17 protein-coding genes and 1 tRNA gene are annotated in these 23,560 nt (G+C 37.1%); 3 read left to right on the forward strand and 15 right to left on the reverse strand.

Going from position 1 to position 23,560, the window contains the following annotated elements; all coding sequences use genetic code 11:
• Positions 1 to 129 precede the first annotated feature (129 nt).
• Together JN11_RS16475 and JN11_RS16480 are read right to left on the reverse strand one after the other, a co-directional pair.
• Positions 130 to 1,257 (reverse strand): FecR family protein, encoded by a 1,128-nt coding sequence (locus tag JN11_RS16475; RefSeq protein ID WP_144914328.1) that lies wholly within the window; start codon positions 1,255 to 1,257, stop codon positions 130 to 132.
• A gap of 43 nt (positions 1,258 to 1,300) precedes the next feature.
• Positions 1,301 to 1,909, reverse strand: coding sequence for an RNA polymerase sigma-70 factor (locus JN11_RS16480; protein WP_144914329.1), 609 nt, complete (start codon positions 1,907 to 1,909; stop codon positions 1,301 to 1,303).
• Between the two features lie 441 nt (positions 1,910 to 2,350).
• Here JN11_RS16480 and JN11_RS16485 point away from each other — a divergent pair, with 441 nt between their 5' ends.
• Both JN11_RS16485 and JN11_RS16490 read left to right on the forward strand, forming a co-directional pair.
• The gene (locus JN11_RS16485; protein WP_144914331.1) at positions 2,351 to 2,911 is read left to right on the forward strand and encodes a YeeE/YedE family protein; all 561 of its coding nucleotides are present in this window, start codon (positions 2,351 to 2,353) and stop codon (positions 2,909 to 2,911) included.
• Positions 2,912 to 2,914: 3 nt separating this feature from the next.
• Positions 2,915 to 3,325 (forward strand): DUF6691 family protein, encoded by a 411-nt coding sequence (locus tag JN11_RS16490; RefSeq protein ID WP_144914332.1) that lies wholly within the window; start codon positions 2,915 to 2,917, stop codon positions 3,323 to 3,325.
• A gap of 52 nt (positions 3,326 to 3,377) precedes the next feature.
• Here the strand turns inward: JN11_RS16490 and JN11_RS16495 are convergent, their stop codons facing one another.
• The 11 genes from JN11_RS16495 to JN11_RS16545 form a co-directional block, all read right to left on the reverse strand.
• On the reverse strand, positions 3,378 to 4,817 hold the full coding sequence (locus JN11_RS16495) for an alpha-L-fucosidase (protein WP_144914334.1): 1,440 nt from the start codon (positions 4,815 to 4,817) through the stop codon (positions 3,378 to 3,380).
• 92 nt (positions 4,818 to 4,909) lie between these two features.
• A complete protein-coding gene (locus tag JN11_RS16500) occupies positions 4,910 to 6,391 on the reverse strand; it encodes a SusD/RagB family nutrient-binding outer membrane lipoprotein (RefSeq protein ID WP_144914336.1) in 1,482 nt (493 codons plus the stop codon).
• 19 nt (positions 6,392 to 6,410) lie between these two features.
• Positions 6,411 to 9,833, reverse strand: coding sequence for a SusC/RagA family TonB-linked outer membrane protein (locus JN11_RS16505; RefSeq protein WP_170227776.1), 3,423 nt, complete (start codon positions 9,831 to 9,833; stop codon positions 6,411 to 6,413).
• Positions 9,834 to 10,110: 277 nt separating this feature from the next.
• Entirely contained in the window at positions 10,111 to 11,268 is a 1,158-nt protein-coding gene (locus JN11_RS16510; protein ID WP_144914339.1) for a FecR family protein, read from the reverse strand.
• A gap of 77 nt (positions 11,269 to 11,345) precedes the next feature.
• Positions 11,346 to 11,933: an RNA polymerase sigma factor gene (locus JN11_RS16515; protein ID WP_144914340.1), complete on the reverse strand. Its 588-nt coding sequence runs from the start codon at positions 11,931 to 11,933 to the stop codon at positions 11,346 to 11,348.
• A 187-nt stretch (positions 11,934 to 12,120) separates the two neighbouring features.
• Positions 12,121 to 12,732 (reverse strand): phosphatase PAP2 family protein, encoded by a 612-nt coding sequence (locus JN11_RS16520; protein WP_144914342.1) that lies wholly within the window; start codon positions 12,730 to 12,732, stop codon positions 12,121 to 12,123.
• A 4-nt stretch (positions 12,733 to 12,736) separates the two neighbouring features.
• Complete coding sequence (locus tag JN11_RS16525) at positions 12,737 to 13,390, reverse strand: Pycsar system effector family protein (RefSeq protein ID WP_211360805.1); 654 nt, start codon at positions 13,388 to 13,390, stop codon at positions 12,737 to 12,739.
• 51 nt (positions 13,391 to 13,441) lie between these two features.
• Entirely contained in the window at positions 13,442 to 14,011 is a 570-nt protein-coding gene (locus JN11_RS16530; protein ID WP_144914344.1) for a histidine phosphatase family protein, read from the reverse strand.
• An 11-nt stretch (positions 14,012 to 14,022) separates the two neighbouring features.
• Positions 14,023 to 15,285, reverse strand: coding sequence for a Pycsar system effector family protein (locus JN11_RS16535; RefSeq protein WP_246139037.1), 1,263 nt, complete (start codon positions 15,283 to 15,285; stop codon positions 14,023 to 14,025).
• Between the two features lie 42 nt (positions 15,286 to 15,327).
• A complete protein-coding gene (locus JN11_RS16540; protein WP_144914346.1) occupies positions 15,328 to 17,697 on the reverse strand; it encodes a GAF domain-containing protein in 2,370 nt (789 codons plus the stop codon).
• 15 nt (positions 17,698 to 17,712) lie between these two features.
• Complete coding sequence (locus JN11_RS16545; RefSeq protein ID WP_246139038.1) at positions 17,713 to 20,280, reverse strand: BamA/TamA family outer membrane protein; 2,568 nt, start codon at positions 20,278 to 20,280, stop codon at positions 17,713 to 17,715.
• Between the two features lie 564 nt (positions 20,281 to 20,844).
• Between JN11_RS16545 and JN11_RS16550 the strand changes: the two genes are divergently transcribed.
• Positions 20,845 to 20,918: transfer RNA gene (locus JN11_RS16550), tRNA-Pro, on the forward strand.
• An 84-nt stretch (positions 20,919 to 21,002) separates the two neighbouring features.
• Here JN11_RS16550 and JN11_RS16555 read toward each other — a convergent pair.
• A complete protein-coding gene (locus tag JN11_RS16555; protein WP_144914349.1) occupies positions 21,003 to 21,371 on the reverse strand; it encodes a DUF1801 domain-containing protein in 369 nt (122 codons plus the stop codon).
• 237 nt (positions 21,372 to 21,608) lie between these two features.
• The gene (locus JN11_RS16560) at positions 21,609 to 23,171 is read right to left on the reverse strand and encodes a glycosyltransferase family 39 protein (protein WP_170227777.1); all 1,563 of its coding nucleotides are present in this window, start codon (positions 23,169 to 23,171) and stop codon (positions 21,609 to 21,611) included.
• Positions 23,172 to 23,560 lie beyond the last annotated feature (389 nt).

Below are 23,560 nucleotides of genomic sequence, written 5' to 3' on the forward strand. Positions count from 1 at the left end.
TTGCCGTCGGAGTGCGTCTTTTTTTTGAATTAACCTGAGATGGGGATGACCGGAATTTAAGGTCGTTTTTGTAATTTTTTTTCCATTCAGTTTTAATTTTAATGAGTAATTAGTTAGTTAATTATTATCTTAAGGCATTACAACAATTGTTTTTCCTTCAATTTTGTAATGTATCTTTTTAAAGCTCAAAATGTCAAGTATCTGAGATGCGTTAACATTCCTTGAGATTTCGCCAGAAAACTCTCTCGATGGCAATTTGCCTTCATACTTAATATCTACATCATACCACCGGGCCAGTTGCCGCATTACTTCCTGGATATTATTATCCTCGAAATAGAAAAATCCGTTTTTCCAGGCTACTACTTCATCTACATCAACATTTTTTATGCTGATTTTTCCGTTGTTAAATTGTGCCTGTTCACCAGGTTTTATCATACTGTTAGCATTTTGTGATGATACCTTAACACTTCCTTCAAGTAAGGTGGTTTTAACTTCACCTTCATCACCGTATGCGTTTACATTAAAGTGAGTACCTAAAACCTCAACCGTTTGGCCGTTAGATACTACGCGGAATGGTTTTTTAGCATCATGAGCAACTTCGAAATAAGCTTCACCCGTAAGTTCAACTTTACGTTCATTGCCAATAAATTGTACAGGATATTTAATGGATGATGCAGAATTTAACCAAACCTTAGTTCCATCTGCCAAAACAAACTGGTATTGGCCACCCCGCGGAGTACTTGCAGTATTGTAAACCAGGCTTTTTAATGAGGCATTTTCTTTGGTATCAGCATAGCTGATCAAGCCATCGGCTGTTTTATTAATAACCATGTTTCCCTGGCTGGCCAGGGTGCCATTTTTAGCCCCGGTTAAAACGATAGTACTCCCATTTGATAAAGTTAATAATGCCTTATTCCCTCCAGGTGCTATATCGCTCTTTACTTTTACTGGTTTATTAAGTGCCAAAGGCTGTAGTTGCTTATGCGATATTAAAAAGAAGATACCAGAAGAAAGGAAAACCAGAATTGAAGCCGCTATGGCTAGCGTGTGCCAATACCCTCTTTTATTTTTACCGGTAATTTCAGTTATCAGTTCATTTAAGCTCTGCTCCTGATCTTCTTCTAATTGCTGATGAGGTACATCGGGTACTGTACTTTTGTATTTAGTATACCAGGTTTCTACTAAAGCAATCTCCTCTGCCGTAGCAATACCCTCGTTATACTTTTCTAATAATTGTTCAATATCTGATGGTTGCATATATGTAAAGGATGTATTTATCCTTATTTATATCGTATACAACTCAAAACTGGCGAGGGAGTAGATGAAAAAGAAAAAAAATTAAAAAAAACATCATAAAAAAATGAGTTCCTAATTTTACGCGTAATATCCGGAGTGAATTATTAACCTGTTTTTTTACTGTTAGCGGACTGATCTGTAATTTTTCTGCAATTTCCAGATGAGATAGATTGGCATTTCTGCTCATTTCAAAAATAAGTCGCATTTGAGGAGGCAGGGCGCGTACTTCAGCATTAATTATGCTTATCAGTTCCTTAATTCTTAAAGTTTCATCGGGAGTGGGCTGGTCATTAACCAAAAATGCTTCAAATGATGTAATGTAATCTGATTTGACTTTTTGGTGCTTAAACACATTTAATATTTTATTTCTGACAGCAGTATATAAATAAGCCTGTAGATTAATATTAAATTTTATGGTTTCTTTATTATTCCAAATATAAGTGAATAACTCCTGTAAAATATCCTTAACTTCTTCCCTGTCTGGTAATCGTTTGTAAGCATGGCTATATAAAACACCGTAATACCGTTTATGAATAGTGGTAAAAGCGTTCAGATCCCCCTTTCTCAACAAAATAATTAACTCTACATCGTCGTACGACTCGTAACCAAACATATTTTACCTTAGTGTATTTAGTTAAGAAATATTAAATTCAATATTAAGGATTTTTTTTATTGTTTCACAAAGAGTTGTATCATTTTTTTTACAAAAAACACAATTTAAATACACATTGATTACAATCAAGTAATATTAAAAAACATTTAAATACTTACAAAAACTCAATCAAAACAAGGTTTAAATTGAATTTTTATCATTTTTTCAAAACATTAATGATCATGTTCAATACACTTTCCTAAAATGTTACTTTAAAATCTATAACGCCAATTTCCTCAAAAATCAACTATCTATTACCTTCTTATTAAAATTTCATTAATCATTGCTCTCCCTGCCATTCACAACAGTTAGTGTAAACTTTACGCTTAGTATCAATCTATTTTTCTACTAATTGAGTATAGTTTTACTTATTTGTAGCTTTGCCCGTAATAAACAAGTAAAATGGACATCATTAAACAACCGTGGCCCTGGTATATTGCAGGCCCATTAATAGGATTAATAGTACCGGCTTTACTCCTGCTGGGCAATAAAGCTTTTGGTATATCTTCTTCCTTGAGGCATATCTGCGCAGCTTGTATACCGGCAAATATTTCCTTTTTTAAATATGATTGGAAAAAAGAAAGCTGGAACCTGTTTTTTGTTGCAGGCATTATGGCCGGTGGCTTTATAGCAACTTATTTTTTATCAGCGCCGGGGCCGGTAAATCTTAATCCAAACACCATAATAGCCTTAAAGCAGCTAGGTGTGAAAGATTTTAGCGGATTATTACCACACGACATTTTTAGCTTTAGTCAGTTACTTACTATAAGGGGATTTATTTTTATTGTAATTGGCGGCTTTCTGGTTGGCTTCGGCACCCGCTATGCAGGTGGTTGTACATCCGGCCATGCAATTATGGGCATATCTTCGTTACAATGGCCCTCACTTGTAGCTACATGCTGCTTTATGATAGGTGGCTTTGTAACAACATGGTTTATCCTCCCCTATTTACTTCAGTTTTAATCAATGAAAAATATTAAGTTCTTAATCCTTGGCATTTTATTCGGCATCATACTGGTAAAATCGCAGGTTATATCATGGTTTCGTATTCAGGAAATGTTTCGTCTGCAAGCTTTTCATATGTATGGAATAATAGGTAGTGCAATTATTGTTGGGATGATCTCTATTTTTATTATCAAAAAGCTCCAACTCAAAACAATCCATCACGAATCCATCGTTATCCCGAAAAAGAAATTCCATTGGGGTAATGTATATGGCGGACTCATCTTCGGCTTGGGTTGGGCCATTACAGGCGCATGCCCGGGGCCGCTATTCGCACAAATAGGAAGTGGTTTTATGGTGATCAGCATCACTTTGTTAAGCGCTATTGCCGGCACATGGTTTTATGGATTAATCCAAAAGAAACTGCCTCACTAGGAGACTAAATATAAAGGCTCCCTGAATAATCCATTCAAGAAGCCTTTATAATTTAATATTGGATCTTAAATACCGCTGCCTCTGCCAAACCGTTCACTGACTGTAAAGAAGCTGGTACATTAACTACTAAACCCGTGCTATCAGTAGTCCACTTTAATTTATGAGTGTTACCAAGCAGGCTTATTTTTTTCACTTTTACATGATAAGTTAAATGAAAGTGCAATTGACCGGGTAGCGTTACTACATCCTTTTCAGACAATACAAATGCATAAACTGTATTGCTATGGTCAGATTTAGTGTAATAAATATTACCCTCAGAGTAAGGTGCAATACTGGTACTGTTGTAAATACCTTCGCCATTTATCTGCATCCAGTTACCTATTTGTTTTAGTCTGTCGTATGCTATCGGATCCCAATCACCATTAGGTCCGGGACCTATGTTCATGAGCAGGTTGCCACCTCTTGAAACTATTTTCACCAATAGAGAAATAATCTGATTAGCTGATTTATAATTATCTCCTGGGACATAGCTCCACGAATTTCCCATAGTAATACAGCTTTCCCACGGATGGTCAAGCGGCTTATCCGGGACAGTTTGTTCAGGAGTGGTGTAATTTTCATATTGTCCGGCTACAGTACGGTCAACTACAATCAGGCCGGGTTGCTTAGCACGCCCCATAGCAGCTATTTTTGCCATATCAATATCCTGATCATAAGGTATAGTTTTTTCCCAATCAACACTGGTATCAATGGTGCTTTTAGGCCTTACCCAACCACCATCCAGCCACAAAACATCAACCTTACCATAATCGGTCATTAATTCCTGTATTTGGTTATAAGTATAGTCTTTAAATTTTCGCCAGCGTTCGGGGTGTTTGGCAGGGTCGTAATTCACGTTCCTGTCTTTAGGCGGAAAATAGGGCCACCAGTAATTTTCAGAGTGCCAGTCGGGTTTTGAAAAATAAGCACCTATCATAAAGTTCTCTTTACGAAATGCATTAAAGATTTCCTTAGTTACATTGCTTCTCGGGTTTAATGAGAATGGAGTTTTGGTACTGGTTATTTTATAATCTGTTTGCTTGGTATCAAACATACAAAAGCCATCATGATGTTTGGTTGTAAACACCACATATTTCATCCCTGCATACTTGGCTGCTGCAACCCATTTTTCAGGATTAAACTGAGTTGGATTAAAAGTGGTTTGTAAATTTTCATATGCCTTTACATAGCCGTTATAGGTTGCTCCGTAAGGCCCTCTCCTCTGTGTCCAGCCTTCATCTTCGGGGCATATGCTCCAGCTCTCTACAACGCCCCATTCGCTATAGGTACCCCAATGCATAAAAAGTCCAAATTTAAGATTCTTCCATTGGCCAAGCTTTTCTCTTACAAGTGTGTCATCCGGAACCACATAACTTTTCGACATCTGATGCTGCTGGGCCACCAGATTAAAAACGCTAAATATTAACGTTGTAAACAGGGAGATTTTTTTCATATATAATTAAAAAAAGTAAAAATTCTTTTACTTAAAAAAGCCGTTCCCCATATGGGAACGGCCACTTAAATTAAACTAACTAACCAACTAAATTAGTTTGCCTTATCCCACCAAACACGTGCAAGCGTGTTAAAGGTGTTTGTACCGCCGTATTGTGCAAGTGCTGCATTTACATTGGCGTTATTCAAATTAAACTCGCTTTGCGGGTATATCATTTTGCGTGGAATTACCTGTGAAACGCTGCCCGGATTAGGCGTAAGTACCGGATAACCCGTACGGCGCCAGTTGGCGTATTCATCTTCCCCATCAAAAGCAAAACCAGCGAGCCAGTATTCTGTATTTATCCTTGCAATCTGATCTTCAGTAGCCGTCGGAAGTGGGTTTTGAGTTAAATAGGCACTGATCTGGGCGCTTGTAATTGTTGGGTTTGTTGGTAATAAAGCCAGTGATTGCATTTGCGCCGTTACACCAGAGGTATATAAAGCATTTGCATCACCGGTAATATAACCACGTACTACAGCTTCTGCTTCCAAAAATGCAACTTCCGCATATTGAAAATCAAAGAAAGGTGTGGTTTGCAGTCCAAAAACAGCAGCATTTATTCTTACTGTAGGTGCCGGGTCACTGCTGTTAAAGCTATAACCAACAAAATCTGCCGGGTTGTCGTCCGTTATTGTACCTCCTTGCGATACCGGGGCACTGTATATAGCACCATAAATTGGTAAGCGCGGATCACTTGCATTCTGCATTTCTGATACCAGCGTTTTATCTAAAAAGAAATGCTCTACGCCATCCTGCACTACGGTATAAATACCATTGGCAAATTGTGCACTGTGGTATAATATCGGCATATCACTATTGCCTGTCATAACCCCATCAGCAACCGCTTCTTTTGCAAGAGATGCGGCCTGTGTAGGATCAATTTTAATTAAGCGCATCCCAACTTTTAGTAACAACGAAGCTCCTAATTTTTTCCATTCAGCAGCACTGCCGCTGTAAAACTGATCGCCTTGTACGGTTTGTGTACTGTTAGCTGCCAACAAAGCAATTGAGGCTCTTAGTTCTGTTACCAAACTGGCATATATTGCACTTTGTGCATCATAAGCAGGTGTATATACTTTTTGAGTTAAAGCTAATCCTGATTGACTGTAAGGTACATCGCCATAAAAATCTGTCAGCTTTTGAAAGATAAATACGCGCCATATACGTGCAGCTGCATAGGTACTTGCCTGCGTTGGATCATTTTGGGTTTGTTGAATCAAAATATCCAGACTTGTTAAAACCGGGTTATAAAAATGATTCCATAGTGATGATGCGGGACCGTCAGCAGCTACATACGTAGTACCCGACCAGAATGAGCTATACCCATATTGCATAAATGCATGGCAATAATTAAAACGGCTCTCCATATCAACCGTTGAGGTTCTTACCAATGCATCAGATAATAGAGAACCTGAAGGCACCGTTGTAGTCGCATCAGGATTGGTATTAATTTTAACAAAATTCTTAGTGCAACTTGTTATCATAACCGGTACAAAAAGAAAAGCTAATATTTTATAAGCTATATTTTTCATGATTTGTCTCCTCCTTTTGTTAAAAACTTACATTTAAATTAAACCCATAGGTGCGGCTCACAGGTGAACCACCACTATCATAACCGAAACCATTTCCAATACTGTCAGAAGCTTCCGGATCAAATGTTGGAAGGTCTTTTTTGATGTAGAAAAGATTGCGACCAATAAGAGAAAAAGTAGCGGAGCGGATAAAGGTCTTTGCCAATATGCTTTTCGGAATATTATATCCTAATGATACCTGGCGGAATTTGATAAACGTTCTGCTGAACACATTCGACTGATCAATGATCTTATCGGCGTTACCGTTGTCATTAAACTGGATATATGCGCTGTAAGGCAATGTATTTTTTGCATAAACCGGGGCTGTTGCTGTACCCACATTTACCACACCGTTAGGAATATAGGTACCATCACGACCCAATAAAGAGGCTTTTGAGTTACCAAAATAGTTAGTCCATATAGCATCAGCTTCATAAACCTGGCCACCAAACTGTCCATCTATCAGGAAACTAAAACTAAAGTTTTTGTAAGTAAAGGTATTGGTTATACCACCAGACCAATCCGGATTGGCGCTACCTAAATAGTTGTCGCCGCTGTTTTTAGCTATAATAACTGAATTAGGCGTTCCGGTATCACCGGTTTGTGAGTTTTCAGGCTGATAAACTATTTGTCCGTTAGGTGCTTTTTGATAAGTTGAACCAAAAATAGAACCAAGTGGATAACCTACCCTGGCCTCAATGTTATAATAAATATCGATACCTGTACCTAAACCAGGTGCAAGCGCTGTAACCATATTTTTATTTTTGGCCATGTTTAAGCTCACATCCCATGTAAACTTTTGAGTTTTTATAGGGCTCCCAGTTAACAATAGTTCTACACCTTTATTATACATATCGCCGGCATTTACATAAACCGAACTGAAGGTGGTAGAGTTACTTAAAGTTATAGGCAATAAAAAGTTATGTGATTTTTTATAATAGTAATCAAAGTCAAGCCCTATCCTGTTACCAAAAAATTTCAGTTCAGTACCTATTTCCGATTCGGTTGTTACTTCGGGCTGCAAATGATCAGGTGGTGCTGAGTCATTGGTAACTTCACTTAAAGGGATACCATTAAGCGTGCCTTGTGAAGTATAAGTAAGGTTTGTGGCCTGTGGCGTTGGATTACTACCTGTTTGCCCATAAGAAGCTCTTAATTTACCAAATGAAAGCACTTTAGGATCGATATGGAAGGCATCGGTAAAAACAAAGCTTAAGTTAGTAGAAGGATAAAACAAATAGTTTTTAAAGTTTGGTAAATTGGATGTTAATGCAGAATACCAATCATTACGCCCGGTAATTTCTAAAAACAGGTAATTTTTATACCCCAAATCGGCTGATGCAAAAACAGAATTTGTTTCGTAGCGCGGAGAGTGTAGTTGTACCGGATTATTAATTGTTTTCAGGTTATTAAAATTCAATTGCGAAGCGTCAACAAAGTTTGAACCACTTAAGGCGAGTGAATTTTGAAGAGCGTTTTGCGACTCGACACCTGCAAGTACATTTAGTGTAAAGTCTTTAAATTTATCTTCATAATTCAAAGTACTCCTCACATCTGTTTTTTGTTGTTGGATTGATGAAGTAGAATAAATACCACTGTTATTGGTTACATTATTCGGATACACTGCAAACTCACCATTAGTATTAATATAATCAAGCCCTGCAATAAAATTAAAATGGAAATGATTGGTAATATCATAAGTAATATTACCCGATGTTAATACACGGTTTTGAGTTTGATCGTTTCTTACCTTTTCCAACTCTACATATGGGTTAGCAGTATAGGTAGAAAGAAAGTTACCGTTAGCATCCTTTGCATCCAGTAATCTTATATCAGTAGTATTAGCTATACGCGGATAACTTTGTCCCATTGAACCACGACCATCGCCACGTTCAAGCGGTGCATTTAAGCGAAGTACACGTGATAAATCCACTTTAAAACTGGTATGCAAGCGCTTGCCATAATCCTGATTTAAGGTAAATACAGCATTATAGCGTTCGTAACCCTCACCAGGAGTAGGAGAATCATCGCGGGTATCTGATACCGATACACGGTATGAGCCATCATCATATCCTTTGGTTAAGGCAAGACTATTGGTTGTTGTTATGCCAATCTTATAAAATCTATCAAAATTTTGCGCAGCACTTTGAAGTACATATGGCTTAATCTTACCATCTATATCAAGGAATGGCTGTCCCTCAATTTTTGCTCCCCATGACCATCCCGGAGGATCTCCTGAATTGTTGCCAAGTCCACCATAAAAGAAACCCACGGTATCATCAGCAGCGGTATATGTCCGGCCATAATAACCGCGACCATACTCTGTTTGCAGGTTATCATATGGAATCATTTTTTCAAGTACCATATTGCTATTAAAGGTTATACCAACTCCGGCACCTTTTTTACCTTTTTTGGTAGTAATCAATATAACACCGGCCTGTGCGCCACCTCCATAAAGTGCAGCCGCAGAAGCACCTTTTAATATGCTGATTGATTCAATATCATCAGGGTTAATAGAGTTCAAACCATCACCGGGGTCAGAACCGCCATATATTTTGCCTGGGTCATTGCTATTTTCGCGGGTGTCACTATTAATTGGAACACCATCTATTACATATAAAGGCTGATTTGATCCTGAAAAAGAAGAATATCCACGCAAAATTACCCTTGATGAACCACCCGGGCCATTAGGCGGAGTTTGTACTACCAAACCAGCAACCTTACCCGCCAACGCATTAACAAATGTTGGTTCGCGTGTAGTTGATACCTCCTCACCACTCACCTGTGTAATAGAGTAGCCTACCCTTCTTTCTTCCTTTTTAATACCCAACGCCGTTACAACAACAGTTTGTAAGTTGCTTGACGATGAAAGTATAATGGTAATTTCAGCATTACTCTTAACGATAACTTCTCTGGTTTCAAAACCAATGTAGCTTATTATTAAAACACTGTTTAAAGGTGCCTCAAGGCTGAACTTGCCGTTTACATCAGTTACCTGGCCAATATTGGTGCCTTTAATTTTTACTGATGCACCTGGCAGTGGCATCCCCGTTGAATCAACAACTTTACCAGAAATGGGCGGCTGTACATTAGCTGAAACATTAGGTACCGACTGATACCGTATCAGAATCGTTTTATCTTCAATGTTATAAGTTAGTGGTTGTCCTTTTAAAGCTCTGTCCAGTACTTCATTTAATGAAGCATTTTCAAAATTAACGGACTGCGGTTGAACATCTTTTATTTTATTTGATGATACCAGCACATTATAGCCTGTTTGTTTCCTGATCTCTTTAAAGATCTGCTCTAACGAGGCCGAATTGTTTTTATAGGTAATTTTCTGAGCAATGCCCGCTGCACTTACGTGTAAGAATGTAACTATCAATATAATAGTAGTTAATTTCATAATCAGCAAGAATTTGTGAATGTAGCCCAAGTGGGTACAAAAAAATCTTTTTAATTTTTTATACATTTGAAAGTCTGTTTAACGTGAAATATTTGTCTCAAAGCAATTTTCTCGTTCGCCGGTTGGCGAACGGAGTGAACCGGCAGTTAAGCGGGGGCGGTACGAACGCTTCCGCTATTTTTTTCTCGTTCACTTTTCGTCGAGTAGTTATAGTCTTTGTTTATCCATATTTTTCCGGGATTAAATTTTTAATAATTAATATATGCTAATTGATTTGTTATTTTTTTGAAACTATTATCCTCTTCCCATCAACCCTAAACTTCACATCACCAGTTATTTGCAACATATTTAACACCTTTGATACATTACCATACCTGGTTATACTTCCCCAATATTCAACATCCAATTTCTGACCCTCAGGGTAAACTACATCCACATCATACCAACGGGAAATTTTACGCATCACACTCTCCAATTTTTCATTATTGAAAAGAAAATAGCCTTCTTTCCACGCTTTGGCTTCTTCAGTATCTACATCTTTTACATGTATGGCATCCATACTCAAAAGAGTTATCGCTTGTTGCCCAGGCACTAAAGTGGCTGATTTGCTTCCTTTGGATATTTTTATACTGCCTGATAATAAAGTAGTTTTAATAACTGGTTCATCATCGTAAGCATTAATATTGAAACTGGTACCAATATCTTCAATGGTTTGCCCTTTAACATCCACCTTGAATGGTTTGGCTGCATTATGAACTACATCAAAATAAACCTGCCCGGTTATAGCAACCCTGCGCTCATTACCACTAAATAAAACAGGGAATTTTATGGATGAACCTGCATCCAAATAGGCAACAGTTCCATCAGATAAAGTAACTGATGATTGGCCGCCTCTTGGAGTAGACAGCGTATTATAAGCCATTACCAAAGTATTATCATTTGATATACCCACAGCATTATTTGTATGGCTTGCCTGATAAATGATTTGTCCTTTTTTATTTTTCGTAATCTTTATTCCGGCTTGATGTGTGATAACTCCCTTTTTAGCATCATTAATGTAAATTTTCTCGCCGTTAGCCAGGGTTAATATAGCTTTGTTTCCTCCTGGAGCTACATCGTTAACCGTATTTTCAGCTATTTGCCTTACAGGTAGCCTATTATGCAGCATCCGGTATCCACCAAAAGTGCATATGATTAGCAACGAAGCCGCTGCCGCTATCCGCAATAAAAGACGTACTATCTTCCTGTTATCATTTTGTTGGTGCAAGCCAGTCCAAACTGCTTCTGCATCCACCAGACGCTCTTCCATCGTATATTCAGGCAAATCGCTTTCACGATGCTGAAGATACCAGCTCTCTATCAATGCGCGTTCCTCTTCGGTTACTGCATTGTTTTCGTATCTGTACAACAACTCTTCGAGTTCTTGTTCTTTCATATTAATAGAATGTTATTTGTTTGTTAATAGTAAGACAAGAAGCGGAGCGGTAACAGGTAAAAGAAAATGATTTTTCTTTATTTGGGGTGAATGATCCAAAGTAGGTAAACAAAAATACCTAAACGTACCCTCAATATCCGTAAAGCATTGGTTACGTGTTTGCTTACAGTTTGCTCAGAAATATCAAGCTGCTCTGCTATCTCTTTATGAGTGAAGTGCTGTTTACGACTAAGTTCAAATACCTGCCGCATTTTTGGTGGAAGATTGGCTATCTCTTTTTCAATAATGGATGATAACTCACGCTCCCTTACCAAATGATCCGTTATTATATAACTTTCGGCATCATTTATAAACCGAGTAATTGAAGACATGTACTTATCCAAAACAGTTTGATGTACCGCCTGGTTTAAAATATTGTTTCGTACAGAAGCATAAAGGTAGCCCGAAAGGTTAGTATGGCAATTAAAATCCTCGCGTTTGGCCCATAGCTTCGCAAAAACTTCATGTACCACATCCTTTGCTTCTTCGCGATTACGCGTTTTATTATAAGCGTGATTAAGAAGAACGAGGATATAACGATCGTAAATTTCTGTATACGCAACCCTATCCCCTGACTTTAACAAGTCAACCAATTCAGCATCAGAAGAGGTTTTTATGGCGCCCATTAAAAAAATACAGAAAACGAATTTATAAAAACTTTATTACAAAAGTAAATAATAAAATATTTGTTATCCGTTCTATATCAGTCTAAAACATTAATAATCCAATTATTATAAAGCAAATAATAAACTTTATAATCATATTATGACCTGCATAATAGCATGGTTAGATTTACAGTAATATTAAGTTTAGCTATTTTTTTAGAAACATAAGCGATACTGCTGACCCTGCTCCCAATAAATCACCACTGGCAACATCGCTTGGATAGTGTTCGCCCAAATACATTCGTGAGTAACTTATTGTGCCTGCCCATAAAAAGGAAGGCGCAATTACATACCATTTAGGATAAGCAATAGATAAAGAAGTAACCATAGCAATTGATGAAGCAGCGTGCCCTGATGGAAAGGATGTCCCCCCGGCCCTGTAAACCGGTACAATATTTATGTTTTGTATAAATGGTCTTGGGCGTTTAACAATATGCTTAATTAAATAGTTTAATCCGTAGGAAACTGCGGTGCTACTTGCCACATATAATGAATTTTGACGCATAGCTTCATTATGGTCAATTATCCCACCAACTAATAGCGCCGCCGGTACACCAGCATCAACATATTTGTTGGTGTTTGACATAAATAAAAAGAAACTGGTTTGACCTGGTGTACGGTTATCCTGAAGATCGATTAAAATCCGATCATCAAATTTGGGGGTTACAAACTGCGCACAAAGCCGGCTTGAATCAGTTATATTTATGGTTAAAAAAAGAAAAAGCACCTGCAAATGCCGTTTACCTATAACTTTAATCATTCTATTAATTGTTCTGATGCGGGTATTTGCTAACTATAGCATGATGATTAAATACCGCGGCTATGATAAATGCCAGTACGGCCGCAATAAGACCGAACATAAAAACATTATAAGCTATACGCAACAAACGGTATTTTTTTCCTAAAACCACTCCTTGTGAATAGATATCCTTAATGAGACTACCATATAAAAAATCTTTATCATCCATTAATTTGAGCATACCGTAATTGTATTCTTCGAGTTTCATTTTATAAAAATTGCCGAAAAATAAAAGATTAACTTTTTTTTCATCAACATCTTCCTTTGAGAAAACACCGTTGGGTATTGATGGCCGGGTTGATAGAATAGAAAAAGTCATGGATATAGCACTTATCGTCATTAAAATAAATGAGGGTAACATCAGGTAAGCGTATTGATCCAGCCGACGCAGCACCAAACTTATTATGGCCGACAAAATAATTGAGTTTACTGTAATAAGGATATGTGCTTTCTGATCAGCCATATCACTTAATTCCTGATGATTTTTGGAACTTATCCTGAACATGGTTTCAATACCTCTGTCTGGTTTATCGTTATCCTTTTTCTTTTTTTTTCCTTCAGCTAACTTCCCAGCCTGATCATCGGGTTGTTTGTTAATATCAACGGCAATTTCACCCATAATATCTTTAACATTAATTTTTAAGACCGTTTAATTTCATCTTCTATTTAGCTAAAAGGAGCATGCGGCTGATGGTTTAATTCCTTCGATATCTTTTGAAAGTATAGCATTACCTTGTTTAAAAGTTATTACCCAAATGGTATCATAATCTGCAGGATCCCAATATAGTTTACCTTTTACACCAAGCATTTCTGCAATGGAAACCAATTCTTTATGTTCCCAAACCACTAAAATAGTACCACTATTTTTGGTAATATTGTTTGCCAGTTTATTAGCCTCATCAACATTATAATTGGTATTAATGTTAAGGTTGTATTTTATTGCAAGTGGTGTTGCCGTTTGCAGCATTCTGCAATTTTTTGTTTTTTTTCCTGTTCCGGGAGCGGGGACATATATATAATCAGGAACCCCGTATTTGCTTTTAATTACAGCAGGCAATTTAAGCGACCTGTTTAGTCCGCTGCATGATAAGTTATCTCCATCATCAGGCTTTTCACCATGACGTATTAATATTACCCGTAAATCACTTGTTTTACCGGATTTTGATTGACCACAACTGGCAGTAGCAATGCCAAGGCCAATTAAGAGGCAGGTAATGCCGATGATGACTTTTCTATTCATATTTTTAATAATTATATGGTTGGCTTATTAGTACTGAAAAACGTAACTGCAATAATAAATGCAATGACCGATACAATAAGGCCAAACATAAAAACGCTGTAAGCAATACGCAACAACCGGTATTTTTTACCTAAAACCACACCCTGTGAGTATAAATCTTTAATCAAACTGCCGTATAAAAACTCTTTATCATCCATCATTTTTAGCATGCCATAGTTATAATCATCCAAACCCATTTTATAAAAGTTGCCAAAAAATAACAGGTTCACTGTTTTATTATCCACTTCATCTTTTGAAAAAACGCCGTTGGGAATAGATGGACGGGTTGACAAAATGGAAAACGTCATAGCAGCAACGCTAACACCTAATAAAATAATAGTTGGTATCAGCAAGTATTCATATTCATTAAGCCGGCGCAATACCAAACTTATCAAAGCCGATAAAATAATTGAATTAACGGTGATCATGATATGTGCCTTTTTATCGGCCATATCGCTGAGCCGTTGATGATTACTTGAACTAATGCGAAACATGGTTTCTATTCCTTTTTCAGGCTTATCATCAATTGCTTTGTCTTTGTTCTTTTTTATTTTTGGACGATCGGTGGCTGGTGTTACATCTGCAACAGCAATATTTTCATCTAACTTATGTTCTGGTTGAACAACTTTATCTAACGCATTTCCAACCTTACTTTTTAATATTTCAATGTTTTTTTGTTTACTACTATCCAATAGCTGCTGGCAATAATCGGTATGATATTGATGCTTTTGTAAAAACACAATGCTTTTTTGGCGCCATTCTGATTTATTTAAATGGGGATGATGAAAATCATTATATTCCTGTTGCATCGCTTTGTCTTTTTTGAGAAAATCATCTGTCCCCAAATGATACAGATCGGCATCACAAATAATTTTTTCCAATAAACTATTTGGCGATTGTGGCATATGAGTCGCCATAATACAATTTTTAATAATCAGTATATCCGATTCATCAACTTCTTTAGCTCTCAGAAAACTTTCTGCCAATAAAGCGCTTTGCGATTCGTGGTGATCGGGATCAATAAAATACCCCAAATCATGGAACCATGCAGCAGAACAAACCATAGCCAGATCATGCGGGTTTACCTGATAATGATTTGCAATTTCGGTTGTTTTATTAACCACATCTTCTGTATGCTTTTTATTGTGATAAATAAAAGACTTACTGTTTTGTGTCTTGAAATAATCCAATGCATATTCAGATACCTTTTCAAGCAATTTGTGGTAATTCATCATAGTTATTTTAACAATTGTATTGTTTTTATTTAGCCTAATGGTTTATGATACATTCTGCTTATTCATTTCATGTAATAGTTCCGTATAATCATATCGTTTAGTTAAAGGCAGATCTTTATCGTACAATATTTTCACACGCAACGCTTTTAAACCCGAAATTCCCTGCAGGTCTTCAATTTCCAGCATTTCAATTCCATCATCCAGCATTTGTTTTGATTGCAGAAATTGAATGTAAGTTATGTACTCCCACTCTTCTTCTTTATTTGAGTAAACAATAGCTAATTTCCCAACCTCTGTAATACGTTCATTTGTGCCTTTAACAAAGGCCTTATCTATCCTTTTTTTAACTACCTCATAGCGTGCATTGTAGGCGCCATCAACATCAAATTGTTTTTCATCGGTACGAAAGCGGATAGATATGGGATTATTGAACACTAAAATAAGGGAGGTTACTTCAAGCGGATGGGGTAATGCGTTTTTTTGAAAATGATGCTCTATCTCCATTTCACAAAGTACCTGTATTTGCCAAAGGCGCAGGTTGTATAAGTCGGTCAGCTCAAATTTACGTTCAGGAACTATTGATGCTCCAATGTATAGGTTATGCTCTATACCATCAGTTTTAAATCTTTCAAAATAATGGGGAAATCGTGCCTGTGATTCAACCTGCGCATGATCAAGTATAAGCACCATTTTTTCATTTATGAGTATTATTGTTTTATCATACTCCCTTCGGTTTGAATGGAAGTCACCATCAGTTTTATCGCAATGTGAAAAATATTCACGAATTAAAGGCTTTATAACCGATTGCGATGAAATAGCCAGGTTAAACAATGGGTATATTTTAGTATCAAGAAAATGGTAAAACTGCTGTTCGGTATCAGCTTTAAAAAAATCAAGCTGGGTTATCAGCTCGCTTAATTCGGGGATATACTCATCGGTAAGATCCTTAAATTCAGCCTTTAGTTGCTCTAAAATGGCCATTATTGTTAGTGCCTGCTTTTGCAAATCTAATTGCAAACAATTGTTCCTGGTTATGGAAGAGTCTTTTATATCAATTTGTCCATAAAGAGGGTAAACGTCTTCAAATACTACTTCTTTTAGCGCATATTCTTTTTGTTGATTTTTATATTGAATTGATTTTAATGCTTCTTTTTCAAACTTCCAGTAAACGCTGGGGTGAATGGACGTGTATTCAATTTGTATAAGTGCCCGTATCCTGTTTTGAAGTTCTGTAAATTGACGATCTATCGTATCCGTTAAAAACGGCATTACTATATTGAGCCTGTTAGCATTGATACTATTAAGTTGCCCGGTTTTATAAGAAATGACTTCAAAAACACCAATTAAACGATTATTTTTTAATACAGGAGCCAAAATGAGGCTCTTAATATGCTGGTTATTAAAATGCTGTGTAAAGCCATTATCTTTGTTTTTAGCCAAAAAAGCGGGCACATCAGCTACTGCATAGTAAGTTTTCTCCTCCATAAGGCTGGTAATAGCAGATGCGCATAAAGCCTTGTCGGCATCTTTTTCTTCTTCACCAAATAAAAGAAAACTTGGAATACTTTGATCAAAACTGGTAATACTGAATTTGTTTTCGTTGGCATTAAAAGCAGCGAAACCAATATAGAGGTCCGGGATATTAAAGATGGAGCGAAAAATTGATAGCAGTTGCTTTTTTAATTCTTCACTGCGTTCGCCTAATAAAGTTTCTTTTAAAGCAGATAAAGCATTTTCAACAGTTGCATCAAATAAAGTTATAATGGCAAAACCTTTAGCAAGCCAGCTTCCCGACGGGAATTTTTGTTTCCAGAGCTCAAGATCGTCAAAATTATCTCTCAACAATTCGATATCGCTTTGTGAAATTGCAACTGATCTTTCGGTTGGTATCAGCTCTAAAAAATCACCATTATAAGTAATGCGATAATGTTTAATTACCCCCTCAGCAGTTGGAATATCATAAAACAGCGGACGGCTAAAATCAAAATTGGTACCGTAAAACCTATTCATTATAAGGCAACAACTCATTATATACAATTGATGCTCATCTGAATTCCTGATAAATATATCGAAAGGAGGATTTGCCGCATCAAGGATATTTTGAAGCCTTCTTGTTGGGCTAATTAAAATATGCTGATATGGAAGGGTTACAGCCTTAATTTCATTATTTGTTAATGCAACGGGAAAAAGTTCTGATAATAAGTTACTAATAACTGCCTGATTATTCTTCACCCAATTAAAGTCAGTTATTCCATTTTTTAATTCAGGATAAGGTTCTATTTCCCTTAATCTTTCTTTTGCCAATAAACTTTTTGCACCTGCTGAAACAGCCAGTTCTTCCCAATGCTCAATTATTTTGTTAAATGAGAACTGAAGCTGAAATGGATTATTTTCGGGCAACTGAAATTTCATTATGTAAATATAAAATCAAAATTTATAGCCGATAGTTATATAAGGGTATGTGCCTTCTTTTGAAAAACCAACAACTGCCTGTATCAGTACTAATTGAGCCGGGATAATGTAAAAACCACCGCCATAACCATCATGTAAAGCTGTTGATGATTCACCCGGTGTCCATACCCTTCCAACATCATTAAAACCTATCACACCTACACTACCAGGGGTAATATATGATGTAAAATCAAATAACTTTAAGTGTATTTCAAAGTTATCATATGCCATACTTTTACCGGTAAAGCGCCATATATAAAAGCCACGGAGATCCAAATCACCACCTAGTTTAACCTGCTGATAATAATTGGCATTGCCAGCAATAATGCCGCCACCAATACGGTTGGATATAACGAATACAGAATCCCTGTCAGGATTTAAATAAAAACTGAATTCTGTTAAGAATTTCCCAAAGGTGTGATTGCTTACATTAACTGAGGTCATTCCGGAGGCAATAGTGTTCCAGTAAATACCATTATGCGGTATGACGCCCTTTGTCCGTGTATCTAACGTTAAAGAGCCGATAACTCCTGTGGAAAACTGCGTGCTGAATACGTTTTGATCAGGATGTAACTGATTGTATTCGTTCAGGTACTTATTTTTATTATCATCTCTTTCACCATTGTAATATTCTTCCATAATACCCAGGCTTCCAACCCACTTGCCATATTTGTGTCTGATCCGCAAATCTGCTGCTATATAATCATACACATTTCTGTAATACTCAATATCCTTGCTACCTGAATTTACAAATACACTGTTGTTACCTACTCCAAAAAAATAACTATTATAATTTGGCCCTTTTGATAATACATTAGCAACTAAATCATCATCACCTATAGCCTTTTTAAATTCACCCTTGTAGTTTAGCAATAAGGAATTGTTCCCGAAGCCATAATCAACTGTCAAACTCTGTCTTGAAGAATATGGTTCTTTTCTGAAACCATGTTTTTCATAAACAAATTGCGGGATCAGTTGAAAACCGTAATCTTTATTGTAACTGGTCAACAATAAGGGTTGCAGGTAATCATACTTAAAACTGAATTTATTATAGGAATTTACTGACGTATCAGCAGCTGTTCTTAATCTGGCTTGTGATGATGGCGGAAGATTATTCTTTTCATCAGACCTGTCATAAACATAGAGCCTTGATTTATTATGCAGCGTACTGTCAATGGTAAATGTATCTTCATCGTCTCCGCCAATCATTCTAACAACAATTGGCGAAGCCTTTTTTCCGCTAACTACAAATTGATCTTTCCCTCCAAAACCATATAACCTAATTTCATTGGTGACAGATGGACTAAAAGTACGCTGATAAACTGTTCTCTCCACCCTGCCATCTTTCTTTACCCTGTTTATGGTTACTGATAAACTACCATCAGGCTGGTTAACTATTTCAAACTTTTCACGTTTATCAGAAGCTGGTATTTCAACTGTTTTTGCTAAAAACATGTAATAGGTTAACCCCTGTTCATTTAAAACGCTTCTGCGGGCAATGAGCTTTTTTATAATATCATTACCACTAAGTTTAAAAATGGTATCGGGCATTTGTTTAATAGCGCGGGTTATCACTTCGTCTGTTAACGTTTTCTGTACATAGGCAATCTCGGTTTTCCAATCCTGTTCTGACAGTCCGTTTAAAAAGTAGCGGTCAAAATAGCGGGCGTTTAAATTCCACCTGCTAATTGACCTGATATGATAGCCATAGCTCTGGAATTTGGCCATCAATAAATAATTTGATACTGCCCATGGTAAAAAGCCGTTGGCGCTGTCATATACCTGATCCCTGTCGCGCGGTACGGGTTTATATACAATGCCGTCGCTATCTTTTGTTCTTTCCCAACGCCATTGGTCTTCGTGCCTGTCCCAGTCGCCTAAGAGCATGTCCAATAGCCGGGCCCTTAAAACTAAATGCTGATCAACGCGATTAGCATCATCATCTTGCAGTTTTCTCTGTGCTTTTGGTGTATTATCAGTTTTATCTGCATTTAAAGGTTCGCGTTCTTCAAATAAAAATACCTGGTTAGCAAAATCTTTTCTATAACTGCCCAAAGCCGGATCATCTGGTACATAAACAATTTTTGGATGAGCATGTGGTATACTCAGCGCCTCAGCCAATTCTGGTACGGTTAAAGCCGCAAACGGATGTTCAGCTGATATTTGATCCTGTACAATATCTTTTGCTATTGTAGGCCTTAAATTAGGCGGCAGTACCTTTTCCGGGTATTTTTGAATAGTACGCAAAACCCATTCCTGACCACTACTGTCCTGAAGGCGTAGCGATTTAGTTTGCATCCCGCCGCCAAGCTGCAGTATTTTTAATCCACCTTTTTCTTTTTCCAGGTAAAACACAGGCAGTTTAACTTTTGTGGCCCAAAGCAGGCGGTAATTCTCACCCAAAAGTGCCCGGTGCAGTTTACTTACTTTATTATAATCTGGTTCAATAGCTACAGTAACACTATCAGCTGGTTTTACACCCTGTGCCAAGCCATTGAAATGCAATGCAGGAATAATAAGAATTAAGGAAATAAAAAATTTCAATTTGTAAAAGTTGAGCATCGACCTATGTGATAATTTGATTAAAACCCCTGCCGCAATAATTAACATTAATAGCATTAAGACAACCAATGACTATTATTAACCATGATATTTGCTTGTAGAAATCATGGTTAAATAAATAGTGAGGCAGCCTTAATCATGACTAAGATACATATTATGACCATTTTTATAATATCAATGGCTTTTTAAATCCATTTTATGATTCCTTTATGATAAGTTTTGTGTTATTCACATTTAAAAATCGGTAATGAAGTTTATCGGGATAAAAAGAATCTGTCAAATAAATTACAATGTCCAAAAATGAACTCGCGAACGCTGTGAATACCTTGAACACGCTGCCATCATCCCCTTTCTAAAAAAATATTAAAAAAAGTTCTGTCCTCCTGATAGGATATCGAACAAGCTAACAAATTGACTTTCAATAACTCGTAAAGCTCTATTTTTTCAATCGCGAAATAGTGCGGGTCCGTTCAACTAAAAAAGATAAGATTCTTTTAAAAAAGATTTGGATTAGTAAATCTAAATCCTACCTTTGCAATCCCAATTCGGGGTGTAGCGTAGCCCGGTATCGCGCCACATTTGGGATGTGGAGGCCGCAGGTTCGAATCCTGCCACCCCGACAGAAAGCGATACCAAACAAAAACCTCTTCAAATGCTTGAAGAGGTTTTTTGTTTTATAGCCTTGCGGAAGAAACGATACTATATTATTCTTTGATTTTTATTGCCCCTGTTTTGTAAAAACTGATCGCCTTTTGTATAATGCTTTCTATTGTTTGCAAGGGTAAATCTTCGTTCGGGTTAAACAGCATAATTTTCATTCTTGAACGGTCTTCCTGTATTAAAAACGACTCATCAAACCGCTTCCCCTCTACCATCCCGATGTAGGGCTGTTGGTACTTTTTATGCACCCATAAATAGCAGAACATTTTCCCTTTGTAGCAAAAAAACGGCATCCCGTATTTCCAGGCGTTAGTGATGTCTTCGTCTTGCTTTAAAATGATTTGCTTCAATGCCAGCAGCGTACCTTTAACAGGTTCATCTTGCTGCAAATAAAAATCATCTAATGTGCTCATTGTTTTTAATGATGGTAAATATAGCGACTTTGCGGATATCTCTGACGAGGCTGCAAACCCGGCCTTTGAGTGATTACCCGCCTGCTGCTAATTAACCACGCTGTCCCGCGAATACATGACACAAAAAGAAACACCCGGTACAACAGAAACAAGCCAGTACTGTAAATTAATAAGTTAACGCAAGCCGTGGGCCAAGCTGGGACAGCCCGGGCCAAAAACTGTAAAAAAAACTAAATGCTAACGTAAGGTCTTACTTAATAATGGTTTATTCAGGTACCCTCTCATCCTAAAAACAGTAATAAATCTGCATACCAATCCGCTCCTGTATTGTGCAATAACAAATGGTTCATCATACTTCTTAAAACATGCATTTACTTTGGCCGATGTCCGGTAATTAAACCCATCAGAGGGCACAATAAAATAAGCGCTTTCACCTGCTTTTAACTGATTTTTGTATTTATTTGTCCAGTAATATTGATGCAGGTCCAAAACGTCTCCTATTCCTATTACCTCTTGTTTAGTTTTATAAGCAATGTTAAATTCTATAGCGGCCCCCGTATCCCAATTGGTGATAACAATTGGTGCATTGGCTGGCATAATATATTTTGCTACATCGCTTTTATACAGGGAGTCGAAACTATTTCCAGCTTCCCGCCAACCATAGGAGTCGAGCGTAATATCCCCAACGCCGGTTTTGGGCCCTTGTTTTTGTAAAGATATTGTACCGGGAAAATGGTTTATCATCCCAATTTGTAATAATGCCACTATAAACAGGTATGATAGCGTCCATTTGATAATACCGGGAATGAGTTGTTCTTTACTTTTGGCGTTAGCAGCCAATTTTACGGCAGGGAAAATCAGCAAACTGCTGTAGCCAGGCCCCGACCAATAGGGATGTGTTTCTTTAAATAAAGAGATGAACAGGACAAAAGCAATTAATGGCATGCTGCAGAAAAGCAAGATCCTAACTTCCTTTTTTGCAATTGGCATCTTCCCTTTAAATATGGTTATAAGGCTAATAACAATAAGAACGAAGTTTATCGGATTATTACTTGCAGCCTGGCTAAATACGGCTTTTATAAAACCCAATAAATTCAATCCGCCCCCCAATGGGTTAACCCGGTCACTGTGGAATTTATAGGTAATAAAATCGTTTTGAAAGTTCCATATAATCACCGGAGACACTATAATTAAACTTATAATTGCACCTAAATAAATGCCAGATCTTTTCAGCCAATCCCGGTTAATAAATAGCACATAAAGTAAGGCTCCGAGCCATAAAAAAACGCCATGAGCTTTGCTCATCATACACAAACCGGCAGTTAATCCAAAAAGACACCAAAGTAAGCTGGCTTTGGGCATATCATCGGTTAAGCGGGAAATTTTGATAAGAAGTAAAATACCAATGAGCCAAAAAATCATTTCCGGGCCGTCTGGTAAAATATTAGTGCCCGCAGTAATGCTGCAATAAATTGACGAGGTATAAAGCAGTGCTGCAAACCAGCCGGTTTGCAAATTATTTATCAGGGTTCCTAATTTAAATATTACCCAGGTACAGATAGCCGAGCATATAATAGCGCCAAGGCGAACGGAAAGCTCATTATGAAATAAAAGATTTCCTGTAGTTAAACGGATTAACCAGGCCACCAGGGGCGGATGGTCAAAATAATTCCATTGAAGTTTTGATGCGAAGGTCCAGTAATATACTTCATCCGCACCTAATTCTGTAGTGGTCGAAAACAGCAACTTCAATATGGAAGATACTATAATCAACAAAAAAACTTTTCTTTGATAACTCACGGGTTTCTCTTTTATTAAAAATCAGTCATTATTTTCTAAAAACGCTGCAAAATACTTTATACAAGTTTACAAAAAACCACAAAGCATAACGGCTCCAAACAATTGTAGCTATTGCCAATGAAGCTGCTTTTAGCCCTCACCGCATTGCTTTACAAAATCGCCCACAATGTACTTAAAACCGGGTTGCAGTTAAAAAGAGAATGCAAGCCATAATAACATACCAGCCATACAGTAAGGCTTCTTCAAGTATTTTTTTCGAAAGTCCCATTTTTTGTTGCTTTTGTGTTTAAGGAATGCTAAAAAAGACGCATTCAGCACATAAACTTATAAGTCAATTCTGTAGTAATACGGAAGATATTCGAATCATTATAAAAATATATCCTGGGGTA

Source organism: Mucilaginibacter frigoritolerans (genome assembly GCF_007830615.1).
Classification (GTDB): domain Bacteria; phylum Bacteroidota; class Bacteroidia; order Sphingobacteriales; family Sphingobacteriaceae; genus Mucilaginibacter; species Mucilaginibacter frigoritolerans.

Coding starts and splice junctions, on each gene's coding strand:
- JN11_RS16475 (WP_144914328.1), bottom strand. CDS start 1,257: ATGCAACCATCAGATATTGAACAATTATTAGAAAAGTATAACGAGGGT.
- JN11_RS16480 (WP_144914329.1), bottom strand. CDS start 1,909: ATGTTTGGTTACGAGTCGTACGACGATGTAGAGTTAATTATTTTGTTG.
- JN11_RS16485 (WP_144914331.1), top strand. CDS start 2,351: ATGGACATCATTAAACAACCGTGGCCCTGGTATATTGCAGGCCCATTA.
- JN11_RS16490 (WP_144914332.1), top strand. CDS start 2,915: ATGAAAAATATTAAGTTCTTAATCCTTGGCATTTTATTCGGCATCATA.
- JN11_RS16495 (WP_144914334.1), bottom strand. CDS start 4,817: ATGAAAAAAATCTCCCTGTTTACAACGTTAATATTTAGCGTTTTTAAT.
- JN11_RS16500 (WP_144914336.1), bottom strand. CDS start 6,391: ATGAAAAATATAGCTTATAAAATATTAGCTTTTCTTTTTGTACCGGTT.
- JN11_RS16505 (WP_170227776.1), bottom strand. CDS start 9,833: ATGAAATTAACTACTATTATATTGATAGTTACATTCTTACACGTAAGT.
- JN11_RS16510 (WP_144914339.1), bottom strand. CDS start 11,268: ATGAAAGAACAAGAACTCGAAGAGTTGTTGTACAGATACGAAAACAAT.
- JN11_RS16515 (WP_144914340.1), bottom strand. CDS start 11,933: ATGGGCGCCATAAAAACCTCTTCTGATGCTGAATTGGTTGACTTGTTA.
- JN11_RS16520 (WP_144914342.1), bottom strand. CDS start 12,732: ATGATTAAAGTTATAGGTAAACGGCATTTGCAGGTGCTTTTTCTTTTT.
- JN11_RS16525 (WP_211360805.1), bottom strand. CDS start 13,390: ATGGGTGAAATTGCCGTTGATATTAACAAACAACCCGATGATCAGGCT.
- JN11_RS16530 (WP_144914344.1), bottom strand. CDS start 14,011: ATGAATAGAAAAGTCATCATCGGCATTACCTGCCTCTTAATTGGCCTT.
- JN11_RS16535 (WP_246139037.1), bottom strand. CDS start 15,285: ATGATGAATTACCACAAATTGCTTGAAAAGGTATCTGAATATGCATTG.
- JN11_RS16540 (WP_144914346.1), bottom strand. CDS start 17,697: ATGAAATTTCAGTTGCCCGAAAATAATCCATTTCAGCTTCAGTTCTCA.
- JN11_RS16555 (WP_144914349.1), bottom strand. CDS start 21,371: ATGAGCACATTAGATGATTTTTATTTGCAGCAAGATGAACCTGTTAAA.